The following is a 12,457-nucleotide window of genomic DNA, read 5'->3' on the forward strand; positions in this document are numbered from 1 at the left end:
TGGTTTGATAGCCCTGTTGAATGCTAGGTGCCAGCTGTATCCATGCAAGCGCCCGCTTCGTGAGCTTTCTCCGACACCCGATGTTTAACTACGTCTATGCGCGATGCTGACGCGTGCACACCAGCTTTATCGTCTACTGCTTGATCTGCAACTACAGGCGAGCCAGAAGAAAGCATTCTAACCGAGAGATCCTGGGTGAGATCTTTCGGCCACGATGACATTTTGAAAACGGCTGGCCGGGAACAGATCACTCGCAGCGGCTTCTGGGATGATGGCGCACCGTTAGGATCATTGGTCTGGAATGGCACCTCGTCTTCGTAAACGATGGCGACATACCAAGAGCTCTCTTCCGAATCCGTCCTCGGGGATAATCGAAGATCAAACCGAACCGAAATGTCGATTTCTTTAGGGAGGGTTACCAGCACGGCATCACTGAGATCAGTCATAAAGGAGTCAGAGGAGAGAACAACCCAAGCTCTTGGTGAGTCACGCTGGCCTGAGTTTCTCAGAACGACGGTAGCTGCATATCTCTTTTCTTCAGTCTGTAGATATGAAATTTGCCTTAGCTCATCAACAGCCGTCTCTCCCGACAAAACTGAAACCGAGGGATGGCCCAAGGCTATCTGATCGTTATAGACCTTCTAGGCGAATGCTTGCGATGCCGAGGACACTTTGTTTGCCGTCAGCGCAGCATCCCAGGTGTAGAAAGCCGCAACCGTTGATCCAGCTGCGGCAACAAGCGAGAGCAAGCCTAGAGTGCCTGGTTTCGATACAAGGTTTCCGAAAAAACGAGCGAAACAGATAACGCCGTCGCGCACTTCTTCCCATATCAATCGACACTGCCAACGAATAGACATTAATCTGCTCAAGATAAAGATGGTGAAGCTTTATCGTCTCCAGCGCAGAAGTCTTAAGCCCTGCCTAAAGCCTCTTACATTCGTTCCCGATCAGGTGGAAACGATCGAAATTGTCTTGGTGGTCATTGTAAGCTGTTCGGGTACCAGTCATAGGCGGGCACAAGGCCCGAAGGGACGACGCCTACACGTACGGCCCAGCGATTGCGACGCGCCTCTCTCCTACGGACGACACCACGATTTCGTATGCCGACCAACTCCCCTCCCTGCTTTATTACCAACTCGCTCTGGATGCGGGCGATAATGGAGTCCACTGGATCGAGCTTTCAGAAGTCTACATGCCACCCCATCACCTCAACCCCGATTTCAGCCATGCCCCTAGCAACACTACTGGCGTCATGCGCCGGGGAAACGACAGGTAAGTCAATGTAGAATGTCAGGCTAGTGCGTCATGGAGAAAGCGCAGCCAATGCCGGTGCAGCCACCCTTGATCACGCAAGTATCCCGCTCACCGAAAAAGGCATTGAACAAGCTAAACGAGTGGCGCAATCCGTCGGCCGCGCACCTGATTTAATCGTCACCTCCCCTTTCTCAAGGGCTCGAGCGAGCGCGGATGCGACCATCTCCATATTCCCTGATGCTCCATTTGAGATATGGCAAATCGAGGAGTTCACCTACCTAGATCCGACCAGGTGCATGAACACTACCGTAGGGCAACGGAAGGCATGGGTCGAACAGTATTGGGCGAACGCAGATCCGTCCTATATTGATGGAGAAGGTGCTGAGTCGTTTCTGGGGTTTGTTGGCCGCGCACGATCATTCCTAGATCGCCTCTCCACTCACCCGGCGCAAGACATCCTAGTCTTTTCGCACGGGCAATTTCTCAATGCGGTAGCTTGGCTCATCGAGCGTAAGCCACTCCTGGTTGATGCCCAAGCGATGATCGAGTGGCGCAAGTACGAGATCGATAATCACGTTTCTAATGGCTGTGGGTATGTCGTGGCCCGTGCTCTAGGCGATTCCTCGTGGTCAGTGAATGCTCCAGTCGACATAGATGGCGTGGTTAATCTCAACAATCTCCGAGCAAGGTCTCCTATGCCATGAGCATCGAAGCAAAGCTCCTTCAACTCCAAGCAGTCCAAAACCTCCTCGCGCCATACCGCTATCTCTATTGCGTAGACCTCGAGGCAACCTGTGATGACGTTGGCGCGTCGGAATCCCCACGGCCGCTCGCGGTCGTCCCTGATCAGATGGAAACGATCGAAATTGCTTAGTGGTGATCGATCTGGAAAAGCTTGAGGTCGTCGACGAGTTCCAGCGGTTCGTCCGCCCTCGGATCAATCCCGTACTCACCGACTTCTGCAAGCAGCTGACATCCATTCAACAAGCGGATGTGGACGGCGCAAGCACCTACGCGGAGGTTGGCCAGGAGCTGGAAGCTTTCATTGCCCAATATCCAGATGCTGCTTGGGCGTCTTGGGGTGACTATGGTGCAAGGCAGCTGGAGCGCGATGCTGGATTAGCTTGCCCTCCTCTGCTCTCCGCTCTGCAGCATTTCAACGTCAAGAAATGGCATAAAGGCCTATACGATGATCAGCCAAAAAGTCTGAAGCAGGCGGTCGAATCGTTAGGCTATTTTGGCAAGGTACTTATCATCGGGGTATCGACGATGCGAGAGATGTAGCGTTGATCGTCAAAGAAATACTGGACTAATAACGAGCCGGGCCATAGCCCCGAAGCGGCGATTACACCCTACACGGAAAAAGCTGACCCCAGTGTCCGGAGTCCTGTCACCATGATCATTCAAGGCCTCGGGTGGCTTATTATTCAATCGATCAGCCGCCTCCGTGTTGGTGACTGGGTCTAAAACCTCGTGCCTCTTTGCATCATCGGGCGCCCATGCGTTCCAGCAGCGGTTTATTGTCTTCTTCAAGAGTCGCCATGCACAAAAAGCTTAATCCGCTTGCGCTGCATCTGAAGCTATAGCCCCGCCCTTGAACCTGAACTTCCTTTTACTCACTCGGCGTCCGGATCCCCCTGCACCTAGGTTGAACGCCTCACCTGAAGCCTCGAGCCCCATATGCCCCTTCCCTGAATAATCGTAAAACTCAGTCATTTCCACTTCTTCGGCAGTTTCGATGCGTTTGGCGATGGCGAGCTCTTGGGCGACCCTAGCCTGTGCCTCCGACATTCGCATTTCAACTTCTTCTCGTTCTGCTATGCGACGCAGTTCGCCTATCTCCACGGCATCCCCGCTTGTATCGACTTGCTGACTGAACTTTCTGATCAGGAAATCGGTAGGACTGTTGATGAATTTGAGCGTTTCCAAAGTAATATCGAGCATTCGTAGTCTCCGAGAACCATGTGCTTGGTATTCAGGGTGCGCCACGCACACCAATAACGAAGTATCGGCCGACGCTACGGCCTCTTGAGCGAAGTCATTCTCAGCACTGCAGATTTACGGACTGAAGAGTCTTAAGCAAACAGTAGAGTCGTTGGCTTGGTTTGGCACGGCACATCTCATCGAGGGATAGACGATGCGAGAAATGTTGCTCCCATCATTTAGGAAATGTTGGCTGACTGAGCCGAGCCTTAGGCCGAAGGAGGGATAGCTGCAATCAATTCCAGCTGCCACCACTGAGTGACCGCACGATCAAGCACATCGTAGCGCCCGCTTAACCATTGACCGATTCGACCAAGGACTGCTTCTTCTTCAGGCTGCTAATCCTTAAGGGCGATTTTTCCTAGACAGATCACAAAGCTATGCTAACTTTGAAAAAATCGATTTCCTGGATCGAGCGGTCGGTTCGCAATAGGCCATGGGCCTCAGGTTGTCATGATCTACTCCGTAGGCATTCGACAATAGTCAGAGGGCAGCCGACACCCTGACGCATTGGAGAAATGCCATGCGCTTTCCGATCTACACCTTCGATCTAACTCCAAAACGCCGATTCAAACGTATTGCAAACGTGCTTCGGCGTCACTGGCCTATCGCTAACGATATCAGCCTCATGACCGCGCAAGAGATTCTGGCTCGAGGGCTGGGCTATCGCGATTTTCACGATGTGTCGCAATCTTCAGAAAATTGCTCGCAGGATGCACCTGTCCCTACTCTTCCAGAGGTAAGGGACAACGTCAGCACATCTATTTTTCAGTTTCTCAAATCAGGCAACGTCGCAGGTATCGACGACAGTGATATCGAGGGTTTGGTCATGTTATTGCCGCTGCATGAACTTCTGGCTTTCCGAAGCTTCAGGCAAGGGCAAACGGCTGACATAGGGAAGACACATAGCCATGGTTCGAAAGTGCGTTCAAGGCAAAAATCAGCAGGAGCGGCTCGAGGCGTAATTCACGAAGCATCAGATGCTGATGGTATTGTGGCCTCGGACTCCACGCCTTTCGACGAATCAAAAAAAATTCTGAATGAACATGAGCTTGATGCCATCGCGGAGGTAGTCCACCGCAAAGCCATCCTTCGTGATCAAATCTTGTGTTCGGTGCTGCTCTCCGGTATCCGACAATCTGAATTACTCCGGCTCAGAGTCGAAAACTTAAGCTACACCAATCATAAGGTGATGCTGGACTTACCATCCACCAGAGCAGACTCGAACCAACACCGAAGCATTTCGACTCCTATCGATGCAGGGTTAGTTCATAGGTACATTGAAAGAAATGCGTTATCTCAGGGAGATTACCTGTTTCCATCCAGCAAGAACGCTAGCTATCCAATGACCACTTTTGAATTAAATAAAATTTTGCGCTCTTGGTTATTGGAAGCACAAATTGATCCAACGGACGTATCAGTTAATGCAATGCGACTTTCCGTGATCGTTCGATTCATCCGAGCTATTACAGAGTCAACGCAGGCAACCATGGACAATTTGGTCGGCCATATCCCTCCCAAAAAGTCGCGCTATTATTACTCTTCGCCAAATAAGAAGCCGAGAGCATAAGGCATCAACGGGAGGGGCCAAGCTTCTGTCAAATGAGGCTCGGTCGCTCCCAAGTCGCCCTGCTTCGGTAAAAAATTACTCGCCGAGCCAGCGGCATTCGAATCAGCTACTTACCATAGCCGAAAGGGTTTGAGGTAGTAACAGTAGATGGGTTCCACCATCAGACGTGGAACCCATGCGTAGCCAGGCCAATCTGCCCGAAACAGCGACCTCCCCGTTAACGCCACTTCATACCGCAGCGTAGCTATGGGCAGGCGATAACTCGAGCTCAGAATGATTTGAACACAGCCTCCCTTCTCACTGCCCTCGAGGCCTGCTAGGTGCTGACGGCGCCGCGCTGGGCAAACGCATCATGATGCGAAGCTCCATCCAATCATAGAATGAGATCTACCACGGCCTCATGCCAGCGAAGACTAACAATTTGCAGTTCATGCTCTTCAATCACAGTGACTCCCTAGGCTATCGCTAGGACGACGGATCTCAAATTCGCGGCACGATCTCGGATAGCGTGCCGGAAACAATTCCGACGATCTGCTTAAAGTTTAATAACGTAACTTTCACAAGCGCTTTTTCGCTTCGAAGATGCCAAATATGAAATGGCTCGCCGGATAAAGATGAGGCGTCATTAACTCTTAAGCGGATAACTTACATAACTACATATTAGCTGCGAAATGATTGGCTCTTGTACATAAGCGACCATCGCACTCAATAGAGTCATACCAATTAATGTTGAAAGGGTCGCACGAACCCAACCAAAGTTATGCACTGAACGCTGCATTTTAGCGATGGCAAAACCGATGAACATTACATAACCGATCAGGACTATAGTATCGGACGTCTTTGCCATTGAGCTTTGCTGGATTGCCGCCGAGACCGCCTCGTCATAGCTAAAAGCGTTGCAACTCTGCGCCATAGCTTTAAAACGCGCACCCAAAGCTGGCATTTCGAATAACTTTAGTACCACCAGCCAACCCGAGACGTAAAAGAATGTGTTAACGCTGACCAATATCTCCCGGTCACTTCTCAGTAGTCGAGATCCTATAGCAAAGCAAACCCCGTAGAACGCAACGAGGAGCCAGTTCATCATTGTCATCACGCCCGCAAATTCAAGATTTGGAGTAATGCCGGCAGACCGGGACGCTGGCAGCCCTAGAACCCCCAAGCCAATCGCCACGAAGATGCCGAAGAGCCAAGCATTTGCGCAAACTCCCTTGCGATCTCTCATGATCGCGAAAAATGATGAATTCGACTGAATGAGCTCCCGCGCGTCTTGGGCTGACGCGCACAAGGCTGGCCAAATCTTTTCCAAGAAAAACCCTATTATTTTTTCCATCTTCTAACTTCCCTTAACTTCAATGACCATTCACTCAATATCTGATGATCGAATCCTTGCCCTCTCATCTCGAACAGCCGGAGTTGAAATAGGCGCGAGGACAGAGCATCATTTCAGAGCGATACTCAGTTTTTATACTAGCGTTGGGAATATTCGCTTGCGAAGCGCTCCCGTTCTTTAATCGCATCACCTCAACGCTTGCCCCCACTCACCCGAATCTATGCGCATGAGCGGGGTACCACGTTTAGAGGCTACAGTTTAGTCTTCGTCGTCTGGTGACCAAGGGACTACACCCTGAGGGCCAACGTCCCAGTTGTGATAGAGAACTTCACCGCTCAAAAATGCCCCAGTGGTATCGGTGAATTCGCAGTCATGGATATTCGCATTGCGTAGATCAGCTCCGAGCACTTTAGCCCCTTTAAAGCAGGCTCCCCTCAGATAGGCCCCTCGAAAATCAATGCCTCGCAAATCTGCATAGCTAAAATCGGTTTCCCATCCGTAGGCGCCAGGCTGAATCACTGGATCAACAGTAATGCTGTAGAACTTTGCATCACTGAAGTTGCTGTGGCTTGCCTTTTGTACGTCGTGGAACCAGTCGTAGTGCACGAGGCTTCCGGGCGCCTGCAGGTAGCTGAAATCAGGGACTTTCAAGCGTTTGAGTACGCGACGAATTCTGCTAAACAGCAACGAGCTGAAATGAAATCCGCTGAAATCGACGCCCCGCTTATCTGCAGCAGATGCAAGTGGTACTTGGTCACGAAGACATTCAACAAGCGCATCGAATTGCAACAAGAATCGCGCCCTTCGGAATCCGCCTTCATATGGCTTCCGCCAAAACCCTTGAGACGCACAGTGATCCGCATACCGGGATATCATCTGATCTCTAGCAGCAATTTTGGGGTATGTCAGACCATGCTCTTTGGCAATGATACGCAGGCAGGTATCACGGTTCACGGGGCGCGAACTAATCAATTGAGCACTAATTGCTCTGTCGAGCGCAGAGCGGCAGCCGCTGCGTAAATCACGATGCAAAACAGCTGCGTCTGACTTAAAAGCAGCAAGCGAAGGAGTGTCAGGGAATTTCATAGCCTAGCCTCTCACGATCAACGCTAAACCCTAGTATCAGTTGACCATTAAAGGTGGCGATAAGAGATGTTGGAACGACGTTGCAGAGGCTTCACCGAGCTAGGGCTGAACGCCAACGTCGATGGCGCAAATGCATATTGGAAAAAAAACTAGTGTTCGTCAAGGGCACCTACGACATGGACGCGTGCAGGTCTCGATGTATCTTGGACAAATCAGAATCAGGACATCCATGCCATGAGCATCGAAGCAAAGCTCCTTCAACTCCAATCCATCCAAAACCTCCTCGCGCCATACCGCTATCTCCATTGCGTAGACCTCGAGGCAACCTGTGATGACGTTGGTGAGTCACCAAGACCGCTTGCAATCGTTCCTGATCAGATGGAAACGATTGAAATTGGCCTGGTGGTGATCGATCTGGAAACGCTTGAAGTGGTCGACGAGTTTCAGCGGTTCATCCGCCCCCGGATCAATCCCATCCTCACTGGCTTCTGCAAGCAGCTGACATCCATTCAACAAGCGAATGTGGACGGCGCAAGCACCTATGCGGAGGTTGGCCGCGAGCTGGGAGCATTCATTGCCCGATATCCAGATGCTGCTTGGGCATCCTGGGGTGACTACGATGCAAGGCAGCTAGAGCGCGATGCTGCATTAGCTGCGTGCCCTTCCCTGCTCTTTGGTCTGCAGCACTTCAACGTCAGGAAATGGCATAAAGGCCTCTATGATGATCAGCCGAAAAGTCTCAAGCTAACGGTTGAGTCGTTGGGCCTGGTTTGGCAAGGCACTTATCATCGGGGTATCGACGATGCGAGGAATGTGGCGTCGATCGTGAAGGAAATGCTGGGCTAGAAACGAGCCGGGCCTTGGGCCCGAAGATGCGACTGCCCTTCACAGGCGCAGCAGACAGAACGAATCATTCATTGAGGATCTGCGCCGTTAAGCAGCAGCCATCTCACCCAATGATCGGCGCCTCAATGAATCGATCAGCCGACTCCATGTAAGTGGCCAGGTCGACGATCTGTCGAAGGACAATAACTACCTCAAGCTTGTGTGCATCGTCGGGCAGCCCTATCCGTTTTAGCATCGCCTTTGCGTCTTCCTCAATCGCCGCTAGCGCATCGATATCACTCTGCAACCTCATGTCGGCCTCCTGCCAGTGTGAGATCAGAGATACATACCCCACTTCTTTAAATCACACCAGCGGGCACATTCACGGCTTCGCGATGGAGACATCGTCGACTAGCTAAACACGCCCTAGCCTTAGGCATAGCGATGGATCGGGACATCCCCGGCTCATGCCTGATTAGCTCTCAGGTGCTGATATAGGTCAGCAAGAAGCCTAGCGTCGAGTAATGCATGGTGCGGTAGCTCCGGTAGGTCGACCTCACCGAGGTCATTGCCTTCTAGGTGGCGAAAAAGATGAATCAGATTCGTGGGCTCGTTGGCCACATTGCTTGGCCATTTATCAGCCGAATCGGCCATCTGGCAGAAAAACCTCCAGTCCCAATCTGGCGCATCCGAGCAAATCTCGAGTTCTTCCTCAAAACTGTCGAGGTAAGACTTCAAAGCAGCTTGGGCGGAAGCGAGTGACCTGCCATGACGGTTTGAATCCAACTGCGGCAAGACGTTTTGAATCACGAAGTCGCTGCAGTCTTCCACTCGGTAGGTATCCATCAACTCAACGTAAAACTCCTCTCCAACCTCAGGCACTAACGCCAGAGAGATCAGCTTCGCTTCACGGTTGAGTTGAGTGAACTCACAGTCCAAAAATAGCTTCACCTCTTCCTCCCTGGGTATACCTGCGCCATCAGTGTACCTTTAAGAAAACGACCAAAACCCGCTGGTTTCTTTTATGGTTTCAAACGACTGCACTGACGAATCTATGCCTGTCCTCACAGCGAGGGAGGTTTGCCAAGTACTGCGCGATGCAATCTTCGGGCGACGCGTGATGGTTAGGCTAAGCGCTCAGACTTGGGATGAGCTCTATGCGGGAATGTTCATAGTACAGATCGAAGGGTGGAGCATTACGATCTTCAACGATTGTGATGAGCTCGACTAATGTGAAAGGTGCATAAGCCCAGATGGCCGGCGTTGGTCGTTCGATTCAGGAGACCGGTTCGGCACAGATCCCATTGCGCTGCTGTCTGTGTGGGAATATCAAGCACTTGAGAACCAACTGAAGAAGCTCTGAAGACCAGAGCCAACAGCGAGCGAGCATTTTCGATGTATTCAAAAACTACGCCAGATCCGCTTGATACCTAGGTCGTTCCCAAACGCATAATTACGACTGAGAGCTTATTTTGCGACTTGGTTTATAAGGACGGACGCTGGCCCAGGATCGTTCGTAATTTTCCTACCGATGCAACGACAATCAAGCCAACCCGCGAAGGTGCGGAGTTGCCGCACCACGCTTTGCTCAATGCCAGGGTTATCGCCGGCATATTTGCAGCTGTGAGCTGAGTGATCCAGCAGTGTCATTCCGCTTCTGCTTCGCGCTCATCAAAATCCAATTGCGCCTTGACGACTGTCGCCAGATGCACAATCGTCCAGATATGTAGAGCTTTGAAAGGTTCTTCCAGTGTCCGCCCAAGCGGCGTGATTCGATACTCCACCCCCACTTGTGAAGAGGGTATGACACGGCGCGCAAGGATCCCGTTGCGTTCGAGCCTTCTGAGCGCCTGGGTCAGCGCTTTTTGAGTGATACCGTCCAGGCACCGCCTCAGTTCGTTAAAGCGAAGCGGCTTTTCACACAGTGTCGTGAGAATCAACATCGTCCACTTGTCACCGATCTGATCCAACAAATAGCGGCTTGGACAGCTGGCCGTCCCGCTTGATATGTCGATGTTGGCATTATTCATGGATCACGCCTCGCGCTCGCGCATGTGGTGTATTTGGATATACTTGATTACTTTAAAGTGCGTAATTGTTATTTGATCCGCATCTTATACCCTGAGGCCTTACTTAACTTAGGGTGTTAGCCATGTCCTCTCAATACGATCAAGAAACCGCTGACAAGCTTGCAGTCGCCGAAGCTTTATATGACTACGCTGCAAGTATTGATCTTCGTGATGCCGGTCTTATGGCCTCGGTGCTTACAGATAGTGCGGCTTCTGATTTCCGGCCCGCAGCAGCCAAAGCCGGTTTCGAATACCCTGTTCTTCAAGGTCGTGACACCATCGTACAGGCCCTCATGACGTCACTTAGCCGAGTCGATACCACGCACTCTGTGAACAATCCCCGCGTCACCCTTGAAGGGGATAAGGCGGTGCTGGATGCGTTGGTAGAAGCCCAACATGTTTTGAAAACTGATCACTCCCGTTCCTATCTCATGAAAAACCGTTACGACGTGAAGCTGGTCAGGCAGGGTGAAACCTGGCGCATTCAGCACATCGTGGTGGACAACGTCTGGCGGACGGGAGATCCCGCAGTCCTCGCCGGTATTTGATCTGATCAGGCCCTTGAAACTTTACTCTCGTGCTGAATGCGCGCAGCGTCTCGTGAGGGCGGTAGCCCGAAGACTTTTGCGTAATCTCGGCTGAACTGGGTGCTGCTTTCATACCCGACTTCAAAGGCAGCCGCAGTGACGCTTCTGGCGTTGGCAACCATAAGGGTGCGAGCCTGAAGCAGGCGTACACGCTTCTGATATTGCAAAGGGCTCAGTGTGGTTACCGCCTTGAAGTGTCGGTGAAATGCCGAAACGCTCATCGCTGCTTTCTCTGCCATATGTTCTACCCGAATAGATTCGGCGAAGTCGCGGCGGATCCACTGAATGGCCTGATTGACGCGGGCCATCGCAGAGTCCGGAGCGGCGATTTCACGCAGCATCCAGCCGTGAGGGCCTTGGAGTACACGGTAGAGGATCTCGCGTTCGTATGCGGGCGCCAGGGCGGCGATACTTTGCGGGTCACCCATCAAGCGCAGCAGGCGCACCCAAGCGTCCATCAACTGAGGCGTGACCGGCGCTACCGAAAAACCCGGATCTTGGTCATGGCGATCAGCCGGAAGAGGCAGGTCGGCCAGCAGCGTGGTTAGCGCCACCGGGTCGAGCGTCAGGCTTACCGCGAGATAAGGCTCTCCGGTCGACGCCGGATGAACTGTGCCCACGGCGGGCAGCTCGATGGACATCACGAAGTAAGTCGCCGGGTCATAGTGCAACGTCTGCTCCCCGACAGTCATGGTTTTACTGCCCTGGAGAATCAGGTTGATCATCGGCTCGTAGACGGCGGCCAGCATGTGCTCTGGAATCTTACCCTGCACCATGGCTACCCTGGGGATTCCTGTCTCAGTGCGCCGATTTTCAGCACTTGAGGTCAGGGCTCGCAGTTCATTCAATTGTGTGGTCATGGGCTGGATCCTGCCCGGCTCGTTTGGGACTTGGCAAGCAAAAAGCAGGAACAGGCAGGTTTCGAGTAGGAATGGCCACGTTCTGGATGGCCGGGGACTCTACTGTGGAGGCTCAAGTCATCGACACGGGAAGTGCACCATGGGCGTCATCGTTATCACCGGAGGCAGTCGCGGCATCGGCGCCAGCGCCGCTCTCCATATTGCCGAACGGGGGATGGGCGTCATCCTTACCTACAACCAGAATCCTGATGCGGCTCACCAGGTCGTCCGGCAAATCGAGGCCGCTGGTGGCAAGGCGGTGGCGCTGCGGCTGGACGTGAGTAACACCTCAAACTTTGCTGCATTTCGTGATGCCGTGGTCTCCGCTCTGGAAATTACCTGGGGCACAAACACGCTGGCAGGTCTTGTAAACAACGCAGGCTACGGTCTGTTCAACCCGCTGGAGTCAGTCAGCGAGGAGCAATTCGACGGCCTGTTCGCAGTGCACCTCAAGGGGCCTTTCTTCCTCACTCAAACGCTGCTGCCGCTACTTGAAGATGGCGCCAGCATCGTCAACCTGACGAGTGCCACAACGCGCGTCGCGACATCAGGGGTCGCGCCGTATGCGGCCTTTAAAGGCGGTCTCGAAGTATTGACCCGCTACATGGCGAAAGAACTGTGTGAGCGCGGTATTCGTGCCAATGCGGTTTCGCCTGGTGCCATTCGTACTGAGCTGGGGGGCGGTTTGAACGATGAGTTTGAAGCCATGCTGGCCGGTCAGACAGCACTGGGCCGGGTGGGCGAGCCGCAAGACGTCGCTCGTGTTATTGCGATGCTGCTCTCTCAGGAAAGCGCCTGGATCAACGCGCAAACCATCGAAGTCGCAGGCGGCTACATCATCTAAACCATGG

At 52.5% G+C, this 12,457-nt stretch carries 14 protein-coding genes and 1 pseudogene; 7 read left to right on the forward strand and 8 right to left on the reverse strand.

Annotated elements, in window-relative coordinates:
- Positions 1-23 precede the first annotated feature (23 nt).
- Positions 24-446, reverse strand: coding sequence for a hypothetical protein (locus tag KVG85_RS13125; RefSeq protein ID WP_217864061.1), 423 nt, complete (start codon positions 444-446; stop codon positions 24-26).
- An 852-nt stretch (positions 447-1,298) separates the two neighbouring features.
- Here KVG85_RS13125 and KVG85_RS13130 point away from each other — a divergent pair.
- Together KVG85_RS13130 and KVG85_RS13135 are read left to right on the forward strand one after the other, a co-directional pair.
- A complete protein-coding gene (locus KVG85_RS13130; RefSeq protein WP_217864062.1) occupies positions 1,299-1,958 on the forward strand; it encodes a histidine phosphatase family protein in 660 nt (219 codons plus the stop codon).
- A gap of 169 nt (positions 1,959-2,127) precedes the next feature.
- Complete coding sequence (locus tag KVG85_RS13135; protein WP_367615311.1) at positions 2,128-2,538, forward strand: 3'-5' exonuclease; 411 nt, start codon at positions 2,128-2,130, stop codon at positions 2,536-2,538.
- Between the two features lie 270 nt (positions 2,539-2,808).
- On the opposite strand, the gene KVG85_RS13140 is transcribed toward KVG85_RS13135, so the two are convergent.
- Positions 2,809-3,198: a hypothetical protein gene (locus KVG85_RS13140; protein ID WP_217864063.1), complete on the reverse strand. Its 390-nt coding sequence runs from the start codon at positions 3,196-3,198 to the stop codon at positions 2,809-2,811.
- A 562-nt stretch (positions 3,199-3,760) separates the two neighbouring features.
- On the opposite strand from KVG85_RS13140, the gene KVG85_RS13145 reads away from it, so the two are divergent.
- Positions 3,761-4,807 (forward strand): tyrosine-type recombinase/integrase, encoded by a 1,047-nt coding sequence (locus tag KVG85_RS13145; RefSeq protein ID WP_217864064.1) that lies wholly within the window; start codon positions 3,761-3,763, stop codon positions 4,805-4,807.
- Between the two features lie 625 nt (positions 4,808-5,432).
- Here the strand turns inward: KVG85_RS13145 and KVG85_RS13150 are convergent.
- Both KVG85_RS13150 and KVG85_RS13155 read right to left on the reverse strand, forming a co-directional pair.
- Positions 5,433-6,140, reverse strand: a complete 708-nt coding sequence (locus KVG85_RS13150) for a hypothetical protein (protein ID WP_217864065.1) — start codon at positions 6,138-6,140, stop codon at positions 5,433-5,435.
- Between the two features lie 258 nt (positions 6,141-6,398).
- Positions 6,399-7,226: a pentapeptide repeat-containing protein gene (locus KVG85_RS13155; RefSeq protein ID WP_225926670.1), complete on the reverse strand. Its 828-nt coding sequence runs from the start codon at positions 7,224-7,226 to the stop codon at positions 6,399-6,401.
- 234 nt (positions 7,227-7,460) lie between these two features.
- Here KVG85_RS13155 and KVG85_RS13160 point away from each other — a divergent pair, with 234 nt between their 5' ends.
- The gene (locus KVG85_RS13160) at positions 7,461-8,072 is read left to right on the forward strand and encodes a 3'-5' exonuclease (RefSeq protein ID WP_217864066.1); all 612 of its coding nucleotides are present in this window, start codon (positions 7,461-7,463) and stop codon (positions 8,070-8,072) included.
- A 103-nt stretch (positions 8,073-8,175) separates the two neighbouring features.
- Here the strand turns inward: KVG85_RS13160 and KVG85_RS13165 are convergent, their stop codons facing one another.
- Entirely contained in the window at positions 8,176-8,364 is a 189-nt protein-coding gene (locus KVG85_RS13165; protein WP_217864067.1) for a hypothetical protein, read from the reverse strand.
- Positions 8,365-8,516: 152 nt separating this feature from the next.
- Complete coding sequence (locus KVG85_RS13170; RefSeq protein ID WP_217864068.1) at positions 8,517-9,002, reverse strand: 3'-5' exoribonuclease; 486 nt, start codon at positions 9,000-9,002, stop codon at positions 8,517-8,519.
- 103 nt (positions 9,003-9,105) lie between these two features.
- Between KVG85_RS13170 and KVG85_RS26290 the strand changes: the two are divergent.
- Positions 9,106-9,414, forward strand: a pseudogene (locus KVG85_RS26290) (DUF7693 family protein).
- 283 nt (positions 9,415-9,697) lie between these two features.
- Here the strand turns inward: KVG85_RS26290 and KVG85_RS13175 are convergent.
- Positions 9,698-10,081, reverse strand: coding sequence for a winged helix-turn-helix transcriptional regulator (locus KVG85_RS13175; protein ID WP_217864069.1), 384 nt, complete (start codon positions 10,079-10,081; stop codon positions 9,698-9,700).
- 122 nt (positions 10,082-10,203) lie between these two features.
- On the opposite strand from KVG85_RS13175, the gene KVG85_RS13180 reads away from it, so the two are divergent.
- Positions 10,204-10,668 carry a nuclear transport factor 2 family protein gene (locus KVG85_RS13180; RefSeq protein WP_217864070.1) on the forward strand — a complete coding sequence of 155 codons (465 nt, stop codon included), beginning with the start codon at positions 10,204-10,206 and terminating at the stop codon, positions 10,666-10,668.
- Positions 10,669-10,673: 5 nt separating this feature from the next.
- Here the strand turns inward: KVG85_RS13180 and KVG85_RS13185 are convergent, their stop codons facing one another.
- On the reverse strand, positions 10,674-11,567 hold the full coding sequence (locus KVG85_RS13185; RefSeq protein WP_217864071.1) for an AraC family transcriptional regulator: 894 nt from the start codon (positions 11,565-11,567) through the stop codon (positions 10,674-10,676).
- A 139-nt stretch (positions 11,568-11,706) separates the two neighbouring features.
- Between KVG85_RS13185 and KVG85_RS13190 the strand changes: the two genes are divergently transcribed.
- Positions 11,707-12,450 carry an SDR family NAD(P)-dependent oxidoreductase gene (locus KVG85_RS13190; protein ID WP_217864072.1) on the forward strand — a complete coding sequence of 248 codons (744 nt, stop codon included), beginning with the start codon at positions 11,707-11,709 and terminating at the stop codon, positions 12,448-12,450.
- Positions 12,451-12,457 lie beyond the last annotated feature (7 nt).

The sequence above is a fragment of the Pseudomonas triticicola genome (assembly GCF_019145375.1).
GTDB classification, from domain to species: Bacteria; Pseudomonadota; Gammaproteobacteria; order Pseudomonadales; family Pseudomonadaceae; genus Aquipseudomonas; species Aquipseudomonas triticicola.